The 23,358-nt window shown below is 69.6% G+C and carries 23 protein-coding genes, 3 tRNA genes and 1 pseudogene; 24 read left to right on the forward strand and 3 right to left on the reverse strand.

All coding sequences use genetic code 11. From position 1 onward, the window contains the following. Nucleotides 1-133: 133 nt before the first annotated feature. The gene (locus ABEB12_RS03205; RefSeq protein WP_185058871.1) at nucleotides 134-1,957 is read right to left on the reverse strand and encodes a metallophosphoesterase; all 1,824 of its coding nucleotides are present in this window, start codon (nucleotides 1,955-1,957) and stop codon (nucleotides 134-136) included. 154 nt (nucleotides 1,958-2,111) lie between these two features. Between ABEB12_RS03205 and ABEB12_RS03210 the strand changes: the two genes are divergently transcribed. From ABEB12_RS03210 to rplL, 13 genes and pseudogenes are all read left to right on the forward strand, one after another. Continuing rightward, nucleotides 2,112-2,184, forward strand: a tRNA-Thr gene (locus ABEB12_RS03210). Nucleotides 2,185-2,189: 5 nt separating this feature from the next. Further along, nucleotides 2,190-2,262: transfer RNA gene (locus tag ABEB12_RS03215), tRNA-Met, on the forward strand. A gap of 49 nt (nucleotides 2,263-2,311) precedes the next feature. Further along, nucleotides 2,312-2,476, forward strand: a complete 165-nt coding sequence (rpmG, locus tag ABEB12_RS03220; protein WP_185058872.1) for a 50S ribosomal protein L33 — start codon at nucleotides 2,312-2,314, stop codon at nucleotides 2,474-2,476. Between the two features lie 10 nt (nucleotides 2,477-2,486). Then, entirely contained in the window at nucleotides 2,487-2,930 is a 444-nt protein-coding gene (locus tag ABEB12_RS03225) for an FAS1-like dehydratase domain-containing protein (RefSeq protein ID WP_185058873.1), read from the forward strand. Beyond that, entirely contained in the window at nucleotides 2,927-3,376 is a 450-nt protein-coding gene (locus ABEB12_RS03230; protein ID WP_185058874.1) for a MaoC/PaaZ C-terminal domain-containing protein, read from the forward strand. Before ABEB12_RS03225 ends, ABEB12_RS03230 begins: the two co-directional genes overlap by 4 nt. A gap of 249 nt (nucleotides 3,377-3,625) precedes the next feature. Further along, nucleotides 3,626-5,377 (forward strand): BCCT family transporter, encoded by a 1,752-nt coding sequence (locus ABEB12_RS03235; RefSeq protein WP_185058875.1) that lies wholly within the window; start codon nucleotides 3,626-3,628, stop codon nucleotides 5,375-5,377. A 170-nt stretch (nucleotides 5,378-5,547) separates the two neighbouring features. Then, a tRNA-Trp gene (locus ABEB12_RS03240) sits at nucleotides 5,548-5,623 on the forward strand. Between the two features lie 77 nt (nucleotides 5,624-5,700). After that, nucleotides 5,701-5,943, forward strand: a pseudogene (gene secE, locus ABEB12_RS03245) (preprotein translocase subunit SecE); the annotation flags it as partial. A 78-nt stretch (nucleotides 5,944-6,021) separates the two neighbouring features. Next, a complete protein-coding gene (gene nusG / locus ABEB12_RS03250) occupies nucleotides 6,022-6,930 on the forward strand; it encodes a transcription termination/antitermination protein NusG (RefSeq protein ID WP_185058877.1) in 909 nt (302 codons plus the stop codon). Nucleotides 6,931-6,982: 52 nt separating this feature from the next. Then, nucleotides 6,983-7,417 carry a 50S ribosomal protein L11 gene (gene rplK / locus ABEB12_RS03255; RefSeq protein WP_185058878.1) on the forward strand — a complete coding sequence of 145 codons (435 nt, stop codon included), beginning with the start codon at nucleotides 6,983-6,985 and terminating at the stop codon, nucleotides 7,415-7,417. A 66-nt stretch (nucleotides 7,418-7,483) separates the two neighbouring features. Next, nucleotides 7,484-8,203 (forward strand): 50S ribosomal protein L1, encoded by a 720-nt coding sequence (rplA, locus tag ABEB12_RS03260; protein ID WP_185058879.1) that lies wholly within the window; start codon nucleotides 7,484-7,486, stop codon nucleotides 8,201-8,203. A gap of 449 nt (nucleotides 8,204-8,652) precedes the next feature. Beyond that, nucleotides 8,653-9,186: a 50S ribosomal protein L10 gene (gene rplJ, locus ABEB12_RS03265; protein ID WP_185058880.1), complete on the forward strand. Its 534-nt coding sequence runs from the start codon at nucleotides 8,653-8,655 to the stop codon at nucleotides 9,184-9,186. Nucleotides 9,187-9,236: 50 nt separating this feature from the next. After that, the gene (gene rplL / locus ABEB12_RS03270) at nucleotides 9,237-9,626 is read left to right on the forward strand and encodes a 50S ribosomal protein L7/L12 (RefSeq protein ID WP_185058881.1); all 390 of its coding nucleotides are present in this window, start codon (nucleotides 9,237-9,239) and stop codon (nucleotides 9,624-9,626) included. Nucleotides 9,627-9,811: 185 nt separating this feature from the next. Here rplL and ABEB12_RS03275 read toward each other — a convergent pair whose 3' ends face one another. Next, nucleotides 9,812-10,381, reverse strand: a complete 570-nt coding sequence (locus tag ABEB12_RS03275; protein ID WP_185058882.1) for a TetR family transcriptional regulator — start codon at nucleotides 10,379-10,381, stop codon at nucleotides 9,812-9,814. A 135-nt stretch (nucleotides 10,382-10,516) separates the two neighbouring features. Then, complete coding sequence (locus ABEB12_RS03280) at nucleotides 10,517-11,623, reverse strand: CoA transferase (protein ID WP_185058883.1); 1,107 nt, start codon at nucleotides 11,621-11,623, stop codon at nucleotides 10,517-10,519. A 263-nt stretch (nucleotides 11,624-11,886) separates the two neighbouring features. On the opposite strand from ABEB12_RS03280, the gene ABEB12_RS03285 reads away from it, so the two are divergent. The 11 genes from ABEB12_RS03285 (at nucleotide 11,887) to ABEB12_RS03335 (ending at nucleotide 23,343) form a co-directional block, all read left to right on the forward strand. Continuing rightward, the gene (locus ABEB12_RS03285) at nucleotides 11,887-12,672 is read left to right on the forward strand and encodes an ABC transporter permease (RefSeq protein WP_185058884.1); all 786 of its coding nucleotides are present in this window, start codon (nucleotides 11,887-11,889) and stop codon (nucleotides 12,670-12,672) included. 4 nt (nucleotides 12,673-12,676) lie between these two features. Beyond that, a complete protein-coding gene (locus tag ABEB12_RS03290; RefSeq protein WP_185058885.1) occupies nucleotides 12,677-13,513 on the forward strand; it encodes an ABC transporter permease in 837 nt (278 codons plus the stop codon). Further along, nucleotides 13,513-14,706 carry an MCE family protein gene (locus tag ABEB12_RS03295; RefSeq protein WP_185058886.1) on the forward strand — a complete coding sequence of 398 codons (1,194 nt, stop codon included), beginning with the start codon at nucleotides 13,513-13,515 and terminating at the stop codon, nucleotides 14,704-14,706. The genes ABEB12_RS03290 and ABEB12_RS03295 overlap by 1 nt, the downstream gene beginning before the upstream one ends. A gap of 5 nt (nucleotides 14,707-14,711) precedes the next feature. Beyond that, nucleotides 14,712-15,800 (forward strand): MCE family protein, encoded by a 1,089-nt coding sequence (locus tag ABEB12_RS03300; RefSeq protein ID WP_425572206.1) that lies wholly within the window; start codon nucleotides 14,712-14,714, stop codon nucleotides 15,798-15,800. Continuing rightward, nucleotides 15,797-16,807 carry an MCE family protein gene (locus ABEB12_RS03305; RefSeq protein ID WP_185058888.1) on the forward strand — a complete coding sequence of 337 codons (1,011 nt, stop codon included), beginning with the start codon at nucleotides 15,797-15,799 and terminating at the stop codon, nucleotides 16,805-16,807. Before ABEB12_RS03300 ends, ABEB12_RS03305 begins: the two co-directional genes overlap by 4 nt. After that, a complete protein-coding gene (locus ABEB12_RS03310; RefSeq protein WP_185058889.1) occupies nucleotides 16,804-18,117 on the forward strand; it encodes an MCE family protein in 1,314 nt (437 codons plus the stop codon). Before ABEB12_RS03305 ends, ABEB12_RS03310 begins: the two co-directional genes overlap by 4 nt. Beyond that, entirely contained in the window at nucleotides 18,114-19,265 is a 1,152-nt protein-coding gene (locus ABEB12_RS03315) for an MCE family protein (RefSeq protein WP_185058890.1), read from the forward strand. Before ABEB12_RS03310 ends, ABEB12_RS03315 begins: the two co-directional genes overlap by 4 nt. Then, entirely contained in the window at nucleotides 19,262-20,557 is a 1,296-nt protein-coding gene (locus ABEB12_RS03320) for an MCE family protein (RefSeq protein WP_185058891.1), read from the forward strand. The genes ABEB12_RS03315 and ABEB12_RS03320 overlap by 4 nt, the downstream gene beginning before the upstream one ends. Nucleotides 20,558-20,611: 54 nt before the next feature. Next, the gene (locus tag ABEB12_RS03325) at nucleotides 20,612-21,196 is read left to right on the forward strand and encodes a hypothetical protein (protein ID WP_185058892.1); all 585 of its coding nucleotides are present in this window, start codon (nucleotides 20,612-20,614) and stop codon (nucleotides 21,194-21,196) included. A 63-nt stretch (nucleotides 21,197-21,259) separates the two neighbouring features. After that, nucleotides 21,260-22,732: a hypothetical protein gene (locus ABEB12_RS03330; protein ID WP_185058893.1), complete on the forward strand. Its 1,473-nt coding sequence runs from the start codon at nucleotides 21,260-21,262 to the stop codon at nucleotides 22,730-22,732. Next, on the forward strand, nucleotides 22,729-23,343 hold the full coding sequence (locus tag ABEB12_RS03335; protein WP_185058894.1) for a hypothetical protein: 615 nt from the start codon (nucleotides 22,729-22,731) through the stop codon (nucleotides 23,341-23,343). The genes ABEB12_RS03330 and ABEB12_RS03335 overlap by 4 nt, the downstream gene beginning before the upstream one ends. Nucleotides 23,344-23,358: the final 15 nt, after the last annotated feature.

The raw sequence follows: 23,358 nt of genomic DNA on the forward strand, positions 1-23,358 counted from the left end.
CCCCGGCGGGCGGGTAGGCCGGATGGGCGGGAAACGGCCGAGGTCGGCTCGGCCGACTTTCGTCAGGCCAGCCTTGTCAGACCAGCCTTGTGAGGTCAGCCCGGTCAGGCCGGCTTGGTTGGGTCAGCATCGGTCAAGCCGGTACGGAGAGGCCGCTCGAGGTGCGACTCCAGCCGGAACCGCCGAGTGCAACCGGCCCGCCACCGCGCGCCCGCCTCACCAGGGTCACCGAGTCGATCTCCTGGCCGGTGTCCGCGATCGTCTTGACCGTCATGGTGGAGTCCGCGCCGGCGGCGCCCGGCACGACATCCACCGAGAGCATCGCGTAATCCAGGTACCGGGATTGTGACCAGTCCACGGTCTCCGGGGTCTTCGCGCCGTCGGAGGTGTTCAGGAAGCTGTTGACCATGGTGCCGCTGTCGGGGCCGGTGTTGCCCCGGTAGCGGTCGGTGACGCCGTCCTGCCACGAGTAGCGGGGCCGGCCGCCCGAGCCCACGCAGATGTAGGTGGTGCCTTCGGTCTCGGGTCGGATGGTGGCGCCGTCCGGCGCGGCCAGCACGCTCCGGCCGGCCCGGATCGGGTTGGTCCGCTCGTACTGGTGGTTGTGCCCCTGCACCACCAGGTCCACGCTGAACTCGTCGAACAGCGGGGTCAGCGCGGCGCGCACGCCACCGTCCGAGGCGTGCGACTTGCTGGTGGCGTACGCGCAGTGGTGGAAGAACGCCACGATGAAGTCGATGTTCGGGTCGGCCCGCATGGCGGCCAGGGTGCGCCGCACCCAGTCCACCTGGGCGCCGCCGCTGTACCCGGTGTTCGCCCGGATCTCCGTGGACAGGTCGTTGGCGTCCAGGCTCAGCACACCCAGATTGGAGTAGCGGAACGTGTAGACCGAAGGGCACCCGTGAGGCCCGGTCGCCGGGAGGTCCAGCCGGGCCAGGTGGCCGCCGTAGCCGTGCCGCGTGCCGCCGGACTTGTTGTCGTCGTAGAGCGCCTCCATGTCGTGGTTGCCGGTGGCGAACATCCACGGTGTGGTGGCGGCGCTGGACTCGATGCTGGCGAAGTAGGCGGTCCAGGTGGTCGGGTCGAAGTTGTCGAACCCGGACTCCGCGTCCTTGGGCGCGTTGTTCCGGATCGGCTGGCCGTCCCCGCTGGGGTTCGCGTAACAGATGTCCCCGGCGAGCAGGTGGAACGCCGGCGCCTTCTTGGTGATCAAACTCACCAGAGAGGAGGCCGGGGTCGCCGTGCGGCGGTCGTCGCCGGGCTTGTAGTACTCGTCGGAGAAGCCGTTGAGCTGGGGCTTCGGGACGTTGACGCCCTGGTCGCCGAAAGCGGTGAAGCTGAACGGCGCACGCCCGGCGGGCGCGGTCCGGAAGGCGGCATCCGGCCCGGTCCAGCCGTCCGCGAGGCGGAACCGGTAGTGGTACTCGCGCCCGGGCTCCAGGCCCCCGGCCAGGCCGTGCACGAAGAACTGGTCGGCGGCGCGGATCGAGCCGTCCTGCTGCGGGACCTGGCTGACCAGCTCCCGGACCTCGGCTTCCAGCGTGGCGCCGTAGCCGGTGTCGGTGCCGTAGTCGATGAAGACCTTGCCGGCCGGCTTGACGGTGAGCTCGCCGGCAATGGCCATCTGCCGGGTCGGATCCGCGCCGAAGGACAACCGGCGCCCGGTCACCCCGGGCAGTGCGGCCGGCGCGGCCCCGGCCCCGGGTCCGGCGGCGGGTCCGGACGAGGTGCCACAAGCGGCCAGCGCCGACCCCAGCCCGCCGACCAGGCCCAGCCCGGCCAGCGCGCCCGCCGCCCCGCGCATCGCGCCGCGCCGGCTGACCGGTCGCGCCCGCAGGAAGCCGCGCACCCAGTCGCGCTGCTCGGCGATGGTCATCCGGGCGGCCAGCGCGGCCGGCACACCGACATCGGGGGTTTCCCCCGGAGGAGAGGGCAAGGTGGGGTCCGGTCGCGTCATGGCTGAACTATCGCCAGCGACCCCACCCGTTTCCACCCGACTCTCAGTGAACGCTGGGTGAACGACCGCGAGGGAGCCCCTGATTTCATCTCCGTCGCGGGCGTTGTGTAGCATCGTTCAGGCGACGGCGGGGTAACCCCCGCCAAGCAGAGCTGCCCCTTTAGCTCAGTCGGCAGAGCGTCTCCATGGTAAGGAGAAGGTCTACGGTTCGATTCCGTAAAGGGGCTCGCATGGCGGTGTAGCTCAGTCGGTAGAGCAAGCGGCTCATAATCGCTGTGTCGCCGGTTCAAGTCCGGCCACCGCTACAGAGCCGGTAAAACGGCAAGACAGTGCAGACTCGAGCAGGAGAGACCAGTGGCCGCCACCGACGTTCGTCCGAAGATCACCTTGGCGTGCGAGGTGTGCAAAAACCGGAACTACATCACCAAGAAGAACCGGCGGAACAACCCCGACCGGCTCGGCTTGAAGAAGTACTGCCCGAACTGCAACGCGCACCAGGCTCACCGCGAGACCCGCTGACCGCGCCGCGGTGCTCGACGAGTCCTACGTAGGTCGCACGCTCCCGCCGTCCCCGCCCTTCCAGGTCGGCCGGGAGAAGGTGCGCGAGTTCGCCACGGCGATCGGCGAGTGCAGCCCGCTCTGCCACGACGTGGCCGCCGCGCGGGCCGCCGGTCATTCGGACCTGGTCGCCCCACCCACCTTCCCGGTGGTGTTCACCATGCCTCGCATCGAGGCGTTCCTGCGTGACCCCGGCTTCGGCTGGCGGTTCGAGGGCACCGTGCACGGCGGCCAGCGGATCGACTTCCAGCGCCCGATCTACGCCGGTGACGAGCTGGTCACCACGATCAACGTGGTGTCTCTGGTTACCCGCGCCGGCACCCACATGCTGACCCTGCGCTGCGGCGTGACCGACGCCGACGCCGCCCCGGTCTGCGAGACCGAGGCGCTTTTGCTCAGCCAGGCGGAGTCATGACCGACTTCGTGGAAGGCGCCGAGCTCCCAAGCCTGCGGGTACACCTCAACCGCACCGACCTGATCCGCTACGCGGCCGCGTCCGGCGACTTCAACCCGATCCACTGGAACGACCGGGTGGCCGATTCGGTCGCGCTGCCCGGCGTGGTCGCGCACGGGATGCTCACCATGGCCCTCGGCGGCCGGCTGATCACCGACTGGCTGGGTGACCCCGGCGCGGTGCTCGGCTACCAGGTGCGCTTCACCCGCCCAGTGCCCGTGCCGGACCTGGTGTCCGGCGTGGACCCGGACGCGGACACCGCAGGCGCCGAGATCGACCTCACCGGCAAGCTGGTCAGCGTCACCGAGGCCGAAGACGGTACTCGCGTCGGCAAGGTCGACATCACGGTCAAGTTCGACGGCCGGACCGTGCTCGGCCGCAGCAACGCCACCGTTCGCCTGCCCTGACATAAATCGGCTCTGATCTGGGCTGATTCACCTGTTCAGCCCTACACGTAAGCGCTTCCGGTTGCCTTCGGCATGCGCGTTGTGTTGTCCTTCCGGGCAACCGCGTGACCTGGACGCCGCCTTGCGGTGTTGCGAATCGCGCGTCATGATGCGCAGTTAGAAATAGCCGTCTGTGTCGCATCAACGGTGATGCGGCCGGAGACGAGCCGGAAGGGGGAAGGTTCCGGCCTCGGCCGGGACCGCCATCAAATGACCATCGCGGACTCGGCCCGCAATCCGTCCGACAAAAACCAACCCGCCTCGGACTCGGGGCAAGCTGCCCAACCCGCCCCCGCGGAAGGCGGCGGCCCACCCCCGCACGAGTCGCCCGGCGAACGGCCCAACACCGACCGCGTGGTGTTCGGCGTCGCCGCCGTCCTGGTGCTGGCGTTCATCGTCTGGGGCGTGACTAGCACCCATTCGCTCAGCGCGGTCGCCAAGGCCGTGCTGAAGGGCGTGATGTACGGCGGCGGCTGGGCGTTCGTGCTCGCCGCCACCTCGTTCGTGGTGTTCGCGCTGTACCTGGCGGCCAGCCGGTACGGCCGTATCCCGCTGGGCGGCGACGACGAGGAGCCGGAGTTCCGGACCTCCTCCTGGGTGGCCATGATGTTCAGCGCCGGTATGGGCATCGGCCTGATGTTCTTCGGTGTGGCCGAGCCGCTGCACCACTTCAGCGAGCCACCGCCGGGGACCGTGCCGGGCGGATCGGACGCCGCGCTGGACATCGCGATGGCCACCACGCTGTTCCACTGGACGCTGCACCCGTGGGCGATCTACGCGGTAGTCGGCCTGGCCATCGCCTACAGCACCTTCCGCAAGGGCCGCAAGCAGCTGATCAGCTCGGCGTTCGCGCCGCTGTTCGGTTCGCACCGGTCGGACGGGCCGATGGGCAAGGCCATCGACGTGCTGGCCATCTTCGCCACGCTGTTCGGCTCGGCCGCGTCGCTCGGGCTCGGCGCGCTGCAGATCGGCGCCGGCCTGCAGGCCGGCGGGTTCACCGCCCAGACGGTCGGCAAGTCGCTGCTCGTGGTCATCATCGTGGTGCTGACCATCTGCTTCATCGTCTCCGCCGTCACCGGCGTGGCCAAGGGCATCCAGTGGCTGTCCAACGTCAACATGGTGCTGGCCGGGGTGCTGGCGCTGTTCATCTTCGTGTTCGGCCCGACCATCCTGATGCTGAACCTGCTGCCCACCGCCGTCGGCGACTACTTCCGCGAGCTGGCCGAGATGTCCGCCCGTACCGCCGCCAGCGGCGGCGACGCCATGCAGGCGTGGCTGTCCAGCTGGACGGTCTTCTACTGGGCGTGGTGGATCTCGTGGACGCCGTTCGTGGGCATGTTCATCGCCCGGATCAGCCGGGGTCGCACCATCAAGCAGTTCATCGTCGGCGTCATGCTGATCCCCAGCCTGGTCAGCCTGCTCTGGTTCGCCATCTTCGGCGGCGCGGCGATCAGCATCCAGCGCTCCGGCGTCGACCTGGCGTCGCAGACCCAGGAGCAGCAGCTGTTCGGCGTGCTGAACCACTACCCGCTCGGCGGGGTGCTCAGCGTGGTGGCGATGCTGCTGGTGGCGATCTTCTTCGTGTCCGGTGCGGACGCCGCGTCCATCGTGATGGGCACGCTGTCCCAGCGCGGCACCATCCACCCGACCCGGCCGGTGGTGATCTTCTGGGGCGCGGTGATGGGCACCATCGCGGCGATCATGCTGCTGGTCGGCGGGGACGAGGCGCTGACCGGCATCCAGAACATCACCATCATCATGGCCGCGCCGTTCGCGCTGGTGATGATCGTGCTCTGCATCGCGCTGAACAAGGACCTGCGCCACGACCCGCTGGTGCAGCGGGACAACCGGTCCAAGGAGAAGGTGGAGAACGCGATCGTCTACGGGCACACCCGGTACGGCGACGACTTCCACCTGCGCGTGGAGCCGAAGCCGGGTGCGAAGGACAACGGCACGCCTTAGCCGGCGGCGCGCCGGGCGAGTGACGACGGCACCGCGCGGACCTGCGGAAACTGATCTTCCCAGGCGGGCCGACCAGCGCGATTGGGAGGCCAAATGCGCGGTGCCGTACACTCGCATCGGCTGGCGCGTCACTGGCTGGTGCGCGCCATGGTCGGTGCTGGCCAAGCCATAGGGGTGTAGCTCAACTGGCAGAGCAGCGGTCTCCAAAACCGCAGGTTGCAGGTTCAAGTCCTGTCACCCCTGCCACCGCGTGCGTTGGCTCGAAGGACGAGATAGGAACAACAGCCGGGAAGTAGGGAAACGTGACGGCCGAACTGGAAGGCAAGAAGGGTCGGCCGACCCCGTCGCGGGACGGGCGCGGCGTCAAGCAGTCCCTGCCCTCCCGCCTCGTGCGCTACCTGCGCGAAGTGGTCGCCGAGCTCCGGAAGGTCATCTGGCCGACCCGGAAGGACCTGGTGACGTACACCCTGGTGGTGCTGGTTTTCGTCTCCTTCATGGTCGCGCTGGTGGCAGGGCTGGACTTCGCGTTCGGCAAGGCCGTCTTCGCGGTCTTCGGAAACGGATAGCCGGGAGCCGGCGGAGTCACATCGCCGACCGGGCGACCAGCCGGGCAGCGAACCAGGCAGGAAAGGAAGCGAGACGCAGTGACCTCCCACGAGGGTGGGCCGGAGCTCACCGGCGACGCCCCGGAAGACGAGGCGTACCTCGGTGACGGCGCGGAGCCGGCCGAGGCGACCGAAGAGAGCACCGCGACCGCCGAGAGCACGGTAGTCGACGAGGACGACGTCGACACCGACGACGCGAACGACGCCGCCGCCGGGGCGGACGAAGCCGACGAGTCGGACGAAACTGACGAGTCGGACGAAACCGACGGGGCGGACGACGCCGACGAGGTCGGCGAAACCGCCGAAGCGGCCGAGACCGCTGACGAGGACGACGACGCCGACCCGACCGAGGAGATGCGCGCCGCGCTGCGCCGTGCACCCGGTGACTGGTACGTCGTGCACTCCTACGCCGGCTACGAGAACAAGGTCAAGAGCAACCTCGAGACCCGGGTGCAGACCCTGGACGTCGAGGACTACATCTACCAGGTCGAGGTGCCCACCGAAGAGGTCACCGAGATCAAGAACGGCCAGCGCAAGCAGGTGCAGCGCAAGGTGCTGCCCGGCTACATCCTGGTTCGGATGGAGCTGAACGACCAGTCCTGGGGCGCGGTGCGCAACACCCCCGGCGTGACCGGGTTCGTCGGTGCCACCTCCAAGCCGTCCCCGCTGACCATCGACGAGGTGCTCAAGTTCCTGCTGCCCAAGCAGGAGCAGGAGCGCAAGCCGGCCGCCGGCAAGGCGGCGGGCGAGGCGGCCGCCGGCAAGCCGGCCGTCGAGGTGGACTTCGAGGTCGGCGAGTCGGTGACCGTGATGGACGGGCCGTTCGCCACGCTCCCGGCCACCATCAACGAGGTCAACATCGACGCGCAGAAGCTCAAGGTGCTGGTGTCGATCTTCGGCCGGGAGACCCCGGTGGAGCTCTCGTTCAACCAGGTATCCAAGATTTAGCCCGGGTCGCGGCAGGGCGACCGGGCACAGTTAGGTAAGAGGAAACAAGGACATGCCACCCAAGAAGAGGAAGCTGTCCGCGATCATCAAGTTGCAGATCGCGGCCGGCCAGGCCACCCCGGCGCCGCCGGTCGGCCCCGCGCTGGGCCAGCACGGCGTCAACATCATGGAGTTCTGCAAGGCCTACAACGCGGCCACCGAAGCCCAGCGGGGCAACGTGGTTCCGGTGGAGATCTCGGTCTACGAAGACCGCTCCTTCACCTTCGCGCTGAAGACCCCGCCGGCGGCGAAGCTGCTGCTGAAGGCGGCGGGCGTCGACAAGGGCAGCGGCGAGCCGCACCGCCTCAAGGTCGCCTCGGTGACCATGGACCAGGTGCGCGAGATCGCCCAGACCAAGATGCCCGACCTGAACGCCAACGACATCGACGCCGCGGCGAAGATCATCGCTGGCACCGCCCGTTCCATGGGCATCACCGTTCAGAGCTGAACTCAAGCACCTCAGTGGGAGAGCCGGGCGCGGCTCGTCACCACGATCTGACCGAAGGACAGACACATGAAGCGCAGCAAGAACTACCGCCAGGCGGCGGAGCTGATCGACCGGTCCAAGCTGTACAGCCCGCTCGAGGCTGCCGGCCTGGCTAAGGAGACGTCCAAGACCAAGATGGACGCCACCGTCGAGGTGGCCATGCGGCTGGGCGTTGACCCCCGCAAGGCCGACCAGATGGTGCGGGGCACCGTGAACCTGCCTCACGGTACCGGCAAGACCGCCCGGGTGATCGTCTTCGCGGTCGGCGACAAGGCCGACGAGGCGACCGCCGCCGGCGCGGACGAGGTCGGCTCGGACGACCTGATCGCCAAGATCCAGGGCGGTTGGCTGGACTTCGACGCCGCCATCGCCACCCCGGACCAGATGGCCAAGGTGGGCCGCATCGCCCGGGTACTCGGCCCACGCGGCTTGATGCCCAACCCGAAGACCGGCACGGTCACCCCTGACGTGACCAAGGCGGTCAAGGACATCAAGGGCGGCAAGATCAACTTCCGGGTGGACAAGCAGGCCAACCTGCACCTGGTGATCGGCAAGGCCAGCTTCGGCGCGGAGCAGCTGGTGGAGAACTACGCCGCCGCGCTGGACGAGATCCTGCGGGCCAAGCCGTCCGCCGCCAAGGGCCGCTTCCTGAAGAAGATCACCTTCTCCACCACCATGGGTCCCGGCATCCCCGTCGACCCGAACCGCACCCGCAACCTCACCGCTGACGAGGCCCCCACCGCCTAATTCCCGGCGAGTCGGGGATCTAGGTACGGCGAGTCGGGATTTGAGGTACGGCGAGTCGGGAATCTGAGTGCGGCGAGTCGAGGATCTGGGTACGGCTCGAACGAGTTTGACCGGACCGCCCGGTGCGCAATTGCGGACTTCCGCATCGCGCACCGGGCGGTTTCGTGTGTCCGGCCAGGGGGCCGCGCGGGCCGGGGCAACCCGTGCCGTATCATGGTGAAAGTTCCACCGGAGACCGCTGGTTTCCGCTCGCCCCCGGGTGAGTGGACGAAGGCCCCGCTCGAAGCGGGCGGCCCGCGCAGGAGGACGAGGTTGTTGCCGCGCGTCGCGTGTTGTCACGCCGCGCTTCACGCCCCGTGCGCCCTGCGCCGGGGCGTTCGTCGTCTTGCGGGTCCGGGTCTTGCGGGTCCGGTGGTGCGACCCACCTACCGCTAGATGAGGAGGCCGAGATGGCACGGCCCGACAAGGTCGCCGCTGTCGAGGAGATCGCCGAGCGCTTTCGTGGTGCCAGCGCCTCGGTGATCACCGAATACCGCGGTCTGACCGTGACGCAGCTCGCCGAGCTGCGGCGGGCGTTGGGGGGCTCGGCAAGCTACCGCGTCGCGAAGAACACGCTGGTCAAGCGTGCGGCCGCCGACGCGGGTGTGCAGGGACTGGACGACCTGCTCGTCGGTCCCACCGCCATTGCCTTCGTCACCGGTGAGCCGGTCGACGCGGCGAAGGCGTTGCGCAACTTCGCCAAGGAGCACAAGGGCCTGGTGATCAAGGGCGGCGTGATGGACGGCCGCCCGCTGACCACCGACGAGGTCAACAAGCTCGCTGACCTGGAGTCCCGCGAGGTCCTGCTGGCCAAGCTGGCCGGCGCGATGAAGGGCAACCTGGCCAAGGCCGCCGGGCTGTTCAACGCTCCGGCATCCCAGGTCGCCCGGCTCGCCCAGGCGTTGGCGGACAAGCGTGCCGCCGAGGGCGGCTCCGCCGAGTAACCACCCCAGCCACGATCCAACCGATCCACCGCTAGAGAGGAACCGCCATCATGGCGAAGCTGTCCACCGACGAGCTGCTCGACGCGTTCAAGGAGATGACGCTGCTCGAGCTGTCGGAGTTCGTGAAGAAGTTCGAGGACGTCTTCGAGGTCACTGCCGCCGCTCCGGTCGCGGTCGCCGCCGCCGGCCCCGCCGCCGGTGCCGCCGCCCCGGCCGAGGAGGAGAAGGACGAGTTCAACGTCGTCCTCGAGGCCGCCGGTGACAAGAAGATCCAGGTCATCAAGGTGGTGCGCGAGCTCGTTTCCGGCCTGGGCCTGAAGGAGGCCAAGGACCTGGTCGAGTCCGCCCCGAAGCCGATCCTGGAGAACGCGCCGAAGGAGGCCGCCGAGGCCGCCAAGGCGAAGCTCGAGGAGGCCGGCGCCAAGGTCAGCCTGTCCTGACCCGCGCAGTCGCCTAAAGGGGCGGATCCGAGAAATCGGGTCCGCCCCTTTTGCGTGTCCGGTCCTGGGCGCCCGCATGTTGCGTCGGCTCCGGCGGGCGGGGCGCCGTACCCGAATCCCCGACTCACCGTGCACGAATCCCCGACTCGCCGGGCACGAAACCCCGACTCGCCGGAGTTGGGAGGTTAGGTGGCGGATAGGACGTTTAGGGCGTATTCGGTGTAGCGGGTGGCTACGTCTTCCGGGGTCAGGGGGAGGTCCTGGCGGAACCAGGAGGCGACCGAGATGGCCATGGTGACGACCGCGCGGCTGGCGTCCAGGGGGTAACGCGTGCGGAACAGGCCGCGGGCCGAGCCGTCCAGCACGGCCTGGTCGACCAGGCGCTGCACCTCGGTGCGGGCGTGGGCGATGCGCCGGCGGCTGGGCTCCTCCAGGCTGCGCATCTCGGACAGCGCGATCAGGCCGAGCCCCTTGCGGTGGCAGTGGTAGAGCACCAGGGCGTGCACCAACAGCTCCAGCCGGCGGACCGGGTCCTGGCCGCCCTCCGCGTCGGCCGCGTCCAGCCGCCAGCGCAGGTCGGCCATCGCCGCGTCCAGCACGGCGACCAGCATGTTCTGCTTGCTCGGGTAGTGGTGGTAGAGGCCCGGCACGGAAAGGTTGGCCCGCTCGGCGATCTTCCGCATGGTGGTGCCGTGGTAACCGAAAGTGATGAACCGGTCCGCTGCTGCGTCCAGGACGGGATCAAAATCTGGCATTGGGGAGAAATCTCGCCAGTTCGCCACCGTCCGTAATGCAGCGTTCATGCGGCGACCTTATGCCTGTCACCCGATCAGTGGGAGACCCGGTGCGGGGGAAGAGTGATCTGATCGCCGCGCGGTCGGTCCGCGGGGTCAGGTGACCGGGTCGATGCCCCAGCCGGCGAACACCGCGTCGGTGTCGCCGCCGGCGACCGGCGGGGTGGCCGGCGCCGCGGCGGGTGTGCGGGAGAACCGGGGAGCCGGTGCGGCCTGGCGCACCCCGTCCACCTCGATCAGCGTGTTCCGCGCGGCCAGGTGTGGGTGGGCGGGAGCCTCGGCGAAGGAGAGGACCGGGGTCACGCAGGCGTCCACGTCGGCGAACACCTTGGTCCAGTGCTCACGGGTCTGGGACGCGAACGCCGAAGTGAACAGTTCACGCAACCGGGGCCAGCCGGACCGGTCCATCTGCGCCGGCAGGTCCCCGCCGGACAGCCCCAACCCCTCGACCAGGAGCGCGTAGAACTGTGGCTCCAGCGAGCCGACGGCCATCCAGCCGCCGTCCGAGGTCTGGTAGGTGTCGTAGAACGGGCAGCCGCCGTCCAGCAGGTTGGACCGCCGGCCGTCCTTCCAGCCGTTCATGCCCAAGAACGACCACACCATCTGCACCAGCAGGCTGGCGCCGTCCACCATGGCGGCGTCCACCACCTGCCCCTGGCCCGAGGCGACCCGCTCCTGCAGCGCGGCCAGCACGCCGATGACCAGCAGCATGGACCCGCCGCCGAAGTCGCCGACCGCGTTCAGCGGCGGGATCGGCTTCTCCGCGGTGCCGATGGCGTGCAGCGCGCCGGTGAGCGAGATGTAGTTGATGTCGTGCCCGGCCCGGGCCGCCATGGGGCCGTCCTGGCCCCACCCGGTCATCCGGCCGTAGACCAGCCGGGGGTTGCGCGCGAGACAGTCCGAAGGGCCGACGCCCAGCCGCTCGGTCACCCCCGGGCGCAGCCCCTCGAGCAGCACGTCGGCCTTCTCGACCAGGCGCAGCACCGTCTCGACCCCGTCGGGAGCCTTGAGGTCGGCGGCCACCGAACGGCGGTTGCGGAGCAGATAGTCCTTCCCTCCGCCGCGCAGGTCCAGGCCCCGGCCGGCCGGCCGCTCCACCCGCACCACGTCCGCGCCGAGGTCGGCGAGGATCATCGCGGCGTGCGGCCCCGGGCCGATTCCGGCCAACTCCACGACCTTGACTCCGGCGAGCGGTCCAGCCACGGTGGCTCCCTTCAGGGTTCGGAGCCTTGAGCTTAACGGTTGTTCAGGAGGCCCGCTGGCCGCCGCCGTTCCGCTGGTTGGGCAACGTTCGGGGCACTCTTCCTACCGTCGCGTAACCCTTACACGCCCTTATCGTTGCGCCCACAGGGGACATCGTCCGGAAGAGAGAGGGATAGCTCGCCCTCTTCGGGCCGGCTCGTGTGACCCGTCGAGACGCCATCCGGCGGTTCGAATTCGACCGAAGCTGCACGACTGGAGCCGCGGTGAGCACTCCGCTGATCGAGCGTTCGAGTTCGGTTCTGCGGCAGGTAGGAAAGATTTTCGCGCTCGGCCTCGACGTCGTGCGGAACATCTTCCGCCGGCCATTCCAAGCGCGCGAGCTAATCGAACAGCTCTGGTTTATCGCCAGCGTCTCGATCCTGCCCGCCGCACTGGTCTCCCTCGCCTTCGGCGCGGTCATCTCGCTGCAGCTGGGTTCGTTGATCAAGCAGATCGGTGCGCAGTCGTTCACCGGCGCGGCCAGCGTGCTGGCCAACGTGCAGCAGGCCTCGCCGATCATCTGCGCGCTGCTGATCGCCGGCGCCGGCGGCACCGCGATCTGTGCCGACCTGGGCGCCCGCACCATCCGCGAGGAGATCGACGCGATGGAGGTGCTCGGCATCTCCCCGATCCACCGGCTGGTGGTGCCCAGGGTGCTGGCCGCGACCATCGTCGCGGTGCTGCTCAACGGCCTGATCACCATCGTCGGCGTGGCCGGCGGGTACTTCTACAACATCGTGCTGCAGGGCGGCACGCCCGGCGCCTACCTGGCCGGGTTCTCGCAGCTCGCGCAGCCGGCGGACCTGGTCATCGGCGCAATCAAGGCGGTCTTCTTCGGCTTCACCGCCGGCGTGGTTGCCGCCTACCGGGGGCTCAACCCGGCGCCCGGCGCGAAGGGCGTCGGAGACGCGGTGAACCAGTCCGTGGTGATCAGCTTCGTGCTGGTCTACCTGATCAACGTGGTGCTCACCACGGTCTACCTGGCGATCGTGCCGATGAAGGGGAGCTGAGGCGATGGCGCGCGGCTCAAACCTGGCAAAGCGGACGGTCGAGGGACCGCTCAAGGCGCTGGACCAGCTGGGCGACCAGGGCTGGTTCTACGTGCGGGCGGGCGGCTGGGCCGGCCGCACCATCACCAGGTACAAGAAGGAAGTCCTGCGCATCCTCACCGAGGTCACCTTCGGTGCGGGCGGGTTGGCGCTGGTCGGCGGCACGGTGATCATCGTCGCGCTGCTCACCTCGTTCACCGGCGCGGTGGTCGGCCTGCAGGTGTACGCCGGGCTGAACCAGATCGGCGCGGCCGCGTTCACCGCGTTCATCGCCGCCTACTTCAACACCCGGGAAATCTCCCCGCTGGTGGCCGCGATCGGGCTGACCGCGACGGTGGGCGCCGGGTTCACCGCGCAGCTCGGCGCGATGCGCATCTCCGAGGAGATCGACGCGCTCGAGGTCATGGCGGTGCCCAGCCTGCCGTTCCTGGTGACCACCCGGTGCATCGCCGGCTTCATCGCCATCGTGCCGCTCTACGCGGCCGGCCTGCTCACCTCGTACCTGGCCTCGCGGCTGACCGTGACGATCTTCTACGGCCAGTCGCTGGGCACCTATGACCACTACTTCGACCTGTTCCTGCCGCCCATCGACATCTTGTACTCGTTCTTCAAGGTGTTGATCATCGCGATCCTGATCATCCTCATCCACTGCTACTACGGCTACCGGGCGTCCGGCGGGCCGGCCGGCGTGGGTGTGGCGGTGGGCCGCTCGGTGCGCGCCTCACTGGTGATCATCTTTGTGCTGGACATCGCGGTCAGCCTGGCGCTGTGGGGCTCTACGACGACGGTGAAGATCTCGTAATGGCCGACCAACTCCCCGCGGCCGCCCGCCGGATCACCGGCCTGGTGATGGTGGCCATCGTGATCGCGCTGCTGGCGCTGTGCTACGCCGCCTATAGCAAGGTGTTCACCTCCGTGGTCCCGGTGACCATGCGGATCGCCCAGGTGGACAACTCCTTCGCCCCGCAGGCCGAGGTGCGCCTGCACGGCGTGGTGGTCGGCGAGGTCACCGACGTGACCAGCGACGGCAGCCAGGCCGAGGTCACGCTCGCGCTGCAGCCGGACAAGGTGGCGCACATCCCGGGCAACGTGAGCGCTCAGCTGCTGCCCAAGACGCTCTTCGGCGACCGGTACGTGGCCCTGAAGGTGCCGGACAACCCGACGGCGCAGCGGATCCGGGCCGGCGACGTGATCCCCCAGGACCGCAGCTCCACCACGGTGCAGATCGACCGCATCTTCGACCGGCTGCTCCCGGTGCTGCTCGCGGTCAAGCCGATGGACCTGGCCAACACCCTGGGCGCGATCAACCAGGGTCTCTCCGGCCGGGGCGAGAAGCTGGGCCGCACGATCAGCCAGCTGCACGCGTACCTGAAGGAGTTCAACCCGGCGCTGCCCGAGCTGACCGCCGACCTGCGCGCGCTGCCCCCGTTCACCGACACGTACAGCAAGGCGGCGCCGGACCTGATCGAGGGGCTCACCGACGCCACCGTCACGACGAACACGCTGGTGGACAAGCGGGACGACTTCGCCGAGCTGTACGACCAGCTGACCGACACGGCCAACGACCTGGACGACTTCCTGCGGGACAACAAGGACGACATCATCGACCTGGTCCGGGTTTTCCGGCCGACGGCCGAGCTGCTCGCCCGCTACTCGCCGGAGTACGTCTGCCTGTTCACCAGGCTGAGTGACGCGGTGCCGCTGGGCTTCCCGGCGTTCGGGTTCGACAAGGAACGCCCGGCGCTGCAGGCCACCACCGAGCTGGTGCTGCACCGGGGCAAGTACATCCCGCACCGGGACGAGCCGGAGTACACCGACAACCGGGGTCCGGCCTGCTACGACAACACACCCGACCTCGAGCAGTACCCGGGCGGGCCGTACCAGGACGGGTCGTTCCACCCGCCGGCCACCGCGACGGCCGCGCTGGGCAACCTGCTCACCGGTGGCCTGTTGAGCCCGGTGCTCGGCACCAACACTGAGAGGCGGGGTCGATGAGCTTCCTGCGCGGTCTTGGCGGGCCGCTCACCAAGTTCCTCATCTTCGCCGTGGTCACCCTCATGTGCACCGCGGTGCTGGCCGGCACCATCGCCAACCGGGTGGGCGGGGACCAGACCACGTACTACGCGAAGTTCACCGACGCGACCGGCGTGAACAAGGGCGACGAGGTCCGGGTCGCCGGCGTCCGGGTCGGCCAGGTGGACGAGATCACCGTGGCCGACAACAAGCTGGCTCAGCTGGAGTTCTCGGTGCGCAAGGACCTGGTGCTGCCCAGCACCACCCGGGCCACCATCAAGTTCCGCAACCTGGTCGGCCAGCGCTACATCGCCCTGGAGCAGGGGCCGGGCAAGCCCGGCGAGCGGCTGATGGCCGGGGCCACCCTGCCGGTGGAGCAGACCCGTCCCTCGGTGAACCTGACCCAGCTGTTCAACGGGTTCCGCCCGCTGCTGCAGGCGCTGTCCCCGCAGGACGTGAACCAGCTGTCCTTCGAGCTGGTCCGGGTGCTGCAGGGGGAGGGCGGCACGGTGCAGAGCCTGCTGTCCCACACCGCCTCGCTCACCTCGACCATCGCGGACAAGGACCGGGTGATCGGGGAAGTGATCAACAACCTGAACCTGGTGCTGGACACGGTGAACGCGCGGGACGCCGAGTTCACCCAGCTGGTGATCACCGTGCGGGAGCTGGTGCAGGGGCTGTCCAAGGACCGCAACACCATCGGCGAGGCGGTCGAGTCGCTGGGCGACCTGACCGACGCCACCGCCGACCTGCTGCACGACGCGCGGCCGCCGCTGAAGGACGACATCAAGCACCTGGGCGAGCTGGCCGAGAACCTGAACGACAACGAGAAGATCCTCAGCCACTTCCTCGCCACGCTGCCCAAGAAGCTGGACATTCTCATCCCGCTGGGCACGCACGGCGGCTGGTTCAACTTCTACCTGTGCGACCTGAGCGGGACGCTGACCCTGCCGGACGCGCTGCCGCCGCCGCTGGGGGGCCTGAGGGTGGAGCTACCGGTGATCAAGAACCCGGCTGAGCGGTGCATCGGCCGCAACCCGGATGCGCCCGAGCCGATCCGGTGGGGGAACAAATGACCCCGTTCAGTGAGCGCAACCCGATCGTCATCGGGTTGGTCAGCATGGTGGCCATCGCCGCCCTGCTGTTCGTCGCCTACCGGGTGGACGCGCTGCCGGTGATCGGTTCCGGCCCGGAGTACCAGGCCGAGTTCTCCGAGGCCGCCGGGCTGGCCACGAGCAACGAGGTGCGGGTGGCCGGCGTGAAGGTCGGCAAGGTCACCGGCGTGGAGCTGGCCGGCGACCACGTGCTGGTCACGTTCCGGGCCAAGGGCGTGCAGATCGGCGACGCGAGCACCGCGTCCATCCAGATCAAGACGCTGCTCGGCGACAAGTTCCTGTCCGTCGAACCGGCCGGGGACAAGGAGCTGAGCAAGCCCATCCCGCGCGAGCGGACCGTCGCCCCCTACGACGTGGTCCAGGCGTTCAACCAGCTGTCCGACACCGTCCGCGAGCTGGACACCAACCAGCTGGCCGGCAGCCTGCGCACGCTGTCCGAGACGTTCAAGGACACGCCGGACGAGGTGCGCACCTCGCTGGACGGGCTGAGCCGACTGTCGGTGACCATCGCCTCCCGGGACGCCCAGTTGGCGCACCTGCTGGACGGCACCAACCAGGCCACCCACCTGCTGGCCAACCGCAACGAGGACATCAACCGCATCCTGTCCGACGGCGCCAAGCTGCTGGACGAGCTGCACAACCGGGAGCGCGCGATCAAGCAGCTGCTGGACGGCACGCGCGACCTCTCCCGCGAACTGCGCGGCCTGATCAAGGACAACGAGAAGCAGATCGGCCCGACCCTGGACCGGCTGGACCGGCTCACCCGGACGCTGGAGAAACACCTGGACGAACTGACCGCCGGCATCCGCCGGGCCGGGCCGTTCGCCACGGTGTTCGGCAACGCGATCGGCAACGGCCACTGGTTCGACAACTACATCGACGGGCTGCTGAACCCGGACCTGCCCGCCGCGGCGCAGACCGGTCAGCTGCCGCTCGGGGTGCTGCCGAGGCTCGGGGGTGACAAGTGACCGCGCCGACGGGTAAGCCGACGGGCAAGCGCTGGCTGGGTCCGGTGGCCATCATCGCGGTGGTGGTCATGGCGGTGGTCGCCGGATGCGGCTACGGGCTGCCCGGGGGATCCGGCAACAAGTACTCGGCCATGGTGACCAGCATGGTCGGCGTCTACCCCGGATCCGACGTGCGGGTGCTCGGCGTGCCGGTGGGCACGGTGGACAGCGTGGTGCCGGAGGGCAAGCTGGTCCGGGTGAACTTCCACGTCGACTCCGACGTGAAGGTGCCGGCCAACGCGATGGCGGCCATCGTGGCGCCCACCGTGGTCGCCGACCGCTACCTGCAGCTGTCCCCGCCGTACACCGGCGGACCGACCATGCAGGACGGTGAGGTGATCCCCAAGGAGCGCACCGCCGCCCCTGCCGAGTACGACGAGCTGCTGGCCAGCGCGCAGAAGCTGACCAAGGCGCTCGGCCCGCAGGGGGTGAACGACAACGGCGCGCTGTCCCAGGCGCTGAGCACCTTCGCCAAGAACCTGAACGGCAACGGCGAGAAGATCAACACCACCCTGGGCAACCTGTCCCAGGCCACCACCACGCTGTCCGCGTCGCGGGAGAACCTGGCCGGCACGATCCTGGGCCTGCAGTCGTTCACCACCAACCTGAAGGCCAACGACGGCCAGGTGCGCGAGTTCACCGAGCGGTTCGCCCAGGTCAACCACTTCCTGGCCGGCGAGAGGGAGAACCTCGCGGACACCATCAAGGAGCTCTCCGAGACCCTTGACGACGTGGCCGAGTTCGTCCGGGACAACCGCAAGGGCATCCGGGTGAACGTGGACCGGCTGGGCAAGATCCTCGAGCGGGTGCACGACGAGAAGCAGTCCCTGAACCAGCTGCTGGACGTCGCGCCGATGGCGCTGAACCAGCTGGCCAACACCTACAACGCGTCCTCCGGCACCATCGACGCGCGGGCGAACACCGTGAAGATGCTGCTCTGCCAGCTGGCCGCCGCGCCGGTGGTCGGGGCGATCGTGGTGCTGATCCTCGGGCCGCTGCTGCCGCCGGGCACCTTCGAGAGCTGCTCCGGGGCGGTGGCGGGGCCGAACCTGATGCCTACCCAGGCGCTGTCCCAGCTGAAACTGCCGGCTGGCTTCAACCTACAGAGCCTGCTGAAGCCCGGCTCCGTACCCGCGCCCGGCGCTCCCGGAGCGGCCCCGCTGCCCGGCGCGGCCAAGCAGCAGGACGCCAAGCAAGAGAAAAAGGAAGAGTCCGAGGAGAAGCCCAAACCGGAAGGCCTGCTCGGCGGCCTGTTCGGGGGCGGACGATGAGGCGCGCGACGCGACTGGCCGGAATGGCCGTCTCGGCCGCCGTGCTGGCCGGCACCCTGGCCGGCTGCGGCCAGCTGAACCTTTCGTCCGTACCGCTGCCCGGCGGCGCCGACCTGGGTGCCCAGCCGTACGAGGTGACCGTGCAGCTGCGGGACGCGATGGACCTGGTTCCGCAGGCCGGCGTGAAGGTGAACAACGTGACGGTCGGCCGGGTGACCACCGTGGAGCTGGACCCGGCCAACTGGCGGGCCGACGTGCACGTGGTGCTCAACGGTGACGTCAAGCTGCCGGCCAACTCCACCGCCGAGCTGAAGCAGACCTCGCTGCTCGGCGAGAAGTACGTGGAGCTGTTCCCGCCCCGGGACGCCCCGGCGCAGGGCGCCCTGGCCGAGGGCGCGGTCATTCCGCTGGAGCGGACCAACCGCTTCCCGGAGACCGAAGAGGTGCTCGGCGCGCTGTCGATGCTGCTCAACGGTGGCGGCATCGGCCAGGTGCAGAGCATCGCCGCCGAGCTGAACAAGGCGCTGGGCGGCCGGGAGGGCGACGCCAAGGCCCTGCTGCACGACTTCAACACGCTGACCACCACCCTGGACGCGCAGCGCACCGACATCACCCGGGCGCTGGACGGCCTGAACAAGCTGTCCGGCAACCTGGAGGGCCAGCGCGGCAACCTGGACCAGGTGCTCACCGACCTGCAGCCCGGCCTGCAGGTGCTGAACGAGCAGCGGGACGACCTGGTCGGCATGCTGCGCGCGCTGGACCGGCTGTCCGACGTGGCCCGCGAGGTGGTGCACCGCAGCCACGACGACTTCGTCGCCGACCTGAAGGCGTTGCGGCCCACCCTGCGTGAGCTGGAGCGCACCGGTGACGCGTTGCCCAAGTCGCTGGAGATCCTGGGCAGCGTGCCGTTCACCGACGCGTCCCTGGCCGCGATCAAGGGCCAGCACATGAACCTGAACCTCATCCTGGACCTGAACCTGCAGGACCTGCTGAACAACCTGGGTGGCGGCCTGGTGAACCTGCCGGCCTCGGCGCCCGACCTGAACACGCTGCCCTCACTGCTGGCGCCGCTGACCGGCGGCGCCTCGGGTCCCACCGCGAAGCAGCCGCCGAACCCGCTCGCCGACCTGCTGGGAGGCGGTAAATGATCACCCGCGCGACCATGCTGAAGGTGGGCGTGTTCGTCGCGCTCACCGTGCTGCTGGTGCTCTACGTCGGCGCCCGGTTCCTGGGCCTGTTCGGCTTCATCGGCGCGCGCGACTACACCGTGCGCATGCCGCTGTCCGACGCCTCCGGCCTCTACACCCGGGGCGAGGTGACGTTCCGGGGCGTGAAGATCGGGTCGATCGGCCCGATCGAGGTGACCGAGCGCGGCGCACTGGTGAACCTGGTGCTCGAGGGCGGCGGCCCGAAGGTGCCGGCCGACCTGCGGGCCATGGTGGCGGACCGGTCCGCCGTCGGTGAGCGGTACGTGGACCTGCGGCCGAACAGCGACACCATGCCGTACCTGAAGGACGGCGACACCATCCCGGCCGACCGGGTGGACACCCCGGTGCCGGTGGCCGACGTGCTGACCAGCCTGGAGCAGTTCACCGCCAGCGTGCCGCTGAACGACCTGCGGCTGGTGGTGGACGAGCTGGGCAAGGGCTTCGACGGCCTGGGTCCGAAGCTGCAGCTGCTGCTGGACTCGACCAGCTCGCTGACCGAGACCGCGCACCTGTACCTGCCGCAGACGCTGACGCTGATCCGGGACGCGCGCACGGTGCTGAACACGCAGAACGACCTGGCCAACCCGATCAAGTCGTTCAGCTCGGACCTGAAGCTGATCACCGCCCAGCTCCGGGAAAGCGACGGGGACATCCGCGAGCTGGTGGACACCGCGCCGGATGCGGCCAAGGAGGTCAGCAAGCTGCTCGACGAGTCCGGCGACGGGCTCAGCCAGACCATCCACGAGGGCCTGGGCATCAGCCGGATCACCCGCGACCACCTGCGCGGCATCCAGACCATCCTGCAGGTGTACCCGGGCATGGCGGCCGCGCTGCCCACCGTGCTGCCGAACGACGGCACGGCGCACCTCGGCTTCGCGCTCAACATCAACGACCCGCCCCCGTGTGAGAAGGGCTACGAGGCCACCGTCAAGCGGGCCGGCACCGACCTGACGCCGGCGCCGATCAACTACCGGGCCTACTGCCGGGAGCCGCTGTACTCGGTGACCGACGTGCGCGGCATCAAGCCGCAGTACCCGTTCGTGAACGGCAAGCCGGGCAAGGTGCCGGAGTGGTTCCGCCTGTTCTACTCGGACGGGCCTCAGGCGGGCATCAACGGCGACCCGAAGCACGGTGGCCACGACCAGGATTCCCACCAGCCGACCTCCGGCCCGCTGCCCGCGTTGCCGCTGCTCGGCACGCCGGCGGCGGAGTCGGTACCCGCGCCGCGCTGACCCGTCCGGGGGTGCGAGCGGGGCCGTCCAGGCCCGGCTCTAGTCTTCTAGGTTATGGATTCCGGTCTGTCGCGTCGGCGTGCCGGTCCGGCCGGCCGGCACACGCGCGTCCGCCCGGGTCCGGACCGGATTGCCATGTGGACCCGGGTGGCCGCCGTGGCGGCCGGGCTCGGGCTGGTCGGGGCGGTTGCCCTCGGCGTGTTCTGGTGGAACGCCGGACACGGCTCCACCGCCCAGGCGGCGCAGGCGCGGGGTGTCGCGCTGGACGCCGCCGGGCGGATCGCGGTGAACCTGCAGACCCTGGACGCGGGCGCGGTGGAGCAGGGCCTCACCGCGTGGGAGGACTCCGCCACCGGCGCCCTGCTGGAGGAGTTCCAGCGCAACCGCAAGCGCTACGCGGAGGACCTGCGCAAGGCGCAGAGCAGCACCACCGCGCGGCTGGTCAACGCGGCCATCGCCGACCTGGACGCTCCCAACGGCCGGGCGACCGCCATCGCGTCGGTGGACGTCACCCGAACCTCCTCGGCGAACGGTGCCCCGAAAACACCGGTCACCAAGCGGATCCGGGTGCAGATGGAGCTGGTCCGGGTATCGGACACGGTGTGGAAAGCGGACGCGGCCGGCCCTGTACCGTCGTGACCCCCGTTAGGAAGTCGACGTATGCCCCCTCGTGAAGGTGAGACGCCTGCCGAGGTCGACGTGGTGAGCCGAGGCAGGCACCGGTACATCGAACCGGAGCCCACCCCCGACGCCCCCGAAGAGGAGCCCGACCCCTACTCCGCGCGACACCGCTACCGCCCCACCCAGGTCCACGGCCCCACCCCGCCCCCGCCCGTTCGCGACCTCCGCGAGGAAACCGTCGCCGACCTCTTCGCCGCCGTCAGCGAGGACGATGACCCGTACCGCGAGTCGGCGTTCTCAGCACACCGAGTCGACGATCTGAGCACACCGAGTCGACACTCTCAGCACACCGCCGGGCCGGGCGCGACCCCGTTCGGCGGGCCGGACCTCACTGCCGATGCCCGTTTCCGGGAGGTCGACCCCCTGGAGGACACCGGCCGGATCGAGCGGGTGACCGACGACGGCTCCCCGTTCGACCGCCCCGCCGACTACGGCCGCTACCGCATCTACGACGGCACCGCCTCCGACACCGGTGGGCCGGCCCCGGCCGGCCGCCCGATCGGCGGCTCCGGTGGGTTCGATGCGGTCGGGGGTACGGGCGGTTACGGCCCGGCCGGTGAGGCCGACGTGGTCGAAGCCAGCGGCGGGCATGACGTGGTCGCCGGGACCGGCGAGCTCGATGCGTCCGCTGGGACCGGCCGGCATGGCATAGTCGCCGGCCCCGGCGAGGTCGATGCGTCGGCGGGTACCGGCCGGCATGGCGTGGTCGCGGGGACCGGCGGGTTCGGAGCCGCCGCCCGGACCGGCGGGACCGGGGCGATCGGCGGGATCGGCGCCGCGGCGGGAACCGGCGGTCACCGGACCGACGACGACGCCCCGGATGACGAGTTCAACGAACGCGGGGACAAACGCCCCGAGACGGACGGGATCGACGGGGACGAGAGTCCCGACGACGAGGACCGGCCCGATGCGGACGGCGCGCCGGAGCCGGAGGGCGCCGAGGAAGCCGTCGCGCTCGAAGAGGAACTCGACGAGGAGCCGGTCGACCGCAAGCGGTTGCTCCGGGTGAAGGTGCTCGGCGCGGTGGCCGCTGTCTCCCTGCTGGCGTGCGTTCCGCTCGGCTTCGGCGCGTGGCGGGCGAACGGGTCCGCCGAGCTGGAGAACCGTGCGTTCCTGGACACCGGCGCGACCGCCCAGCTGGCCGGCCAGGTCAGCGACGCCATGATCGCCGCGTACTCCTACGATTTCCGCAACATGGCGGCCAGCGAGTCGGAAGCACGCGCGGTGATCACCGGTGACTTCGTCGCCGAGTTCACCCGCAACTTCGAACCCCTGAAGAAGGTCGCCCTGGAGCAGCAGCTGGTGCTGCAGACCACGGTGCCCATCGCCGGCGTGACCGACCTGCGGGGGGACACCGCCCGGCTGCTGATGATGGTGAACCAGCACGGCACCAAGGGCGCCGCCAAGGAACCGATCGCGGTGAACGCCCCGCTGGTGGTGGAGGCGCGCAAGGTCGACGGCCGATGGAAGATCGCGAGGGTTAGCCCACAATGAGTCCAGCCAATACCGTGCAGGGGGTCCCCGGCGAGTCGCCGATGGCGGCCCGGCCCGGCGACCTTCCCGTCCTGGAGTCCAAGTCGGGCGGCCAGTGGAAGTTGCTGGTGATCCTGGTTTCGGTGCTCGCCGTGGTGGGCGTGGGTGCCGCCGGCTGGACCGGTTTCAGTTGGTGGAGCACCGTGCGGGACAGCACGGCGTCCACCGAGACGGCGACCGCGCGGGACGGCGCAATGAACGCGGTGAAGGACCTCGCCGCCGTGCTGCAGACCGTGGACGCCAACCGGCCCGAGGACAGCATGAAGTCCTGGGAGGAGGCGAGCACCGGCCCGCTGCTGGCCAAGCTGACCGACGAGCGCGCCAAGTTCCTCGACGACCTGAGGAAGAAGCCGACCACCAGCTCCGCCGCCGTGATCGATGCCGCACTGGTCGACCTGGACGCCAAGGCCGGCACCGCGAACGCGGTCGCCGCGCTGGACGTCACCCAGTCCTCCATCGTGCGCGGCCAACCCGAACCCCCTATCGTCCGCCACCTGCGGGTGAAGTTGGCGCTGAGCCGCACGTCGGCCGGCTGGAAAGTTTCCAACTCCGCCCTCGTGAACGCCGGATAGCAGGAGCCCAGAACC

The sequence above is a fragment of the Actinospineispora eucalypti genome (assembly GCF_039543365.1).
GTDB lineage: Bacteria > Actinomycetota > Actinomycetes > Mycobacteriales > Pseudonocardiaceae > Pseudonocardia > Pseudonocardia eucalypti.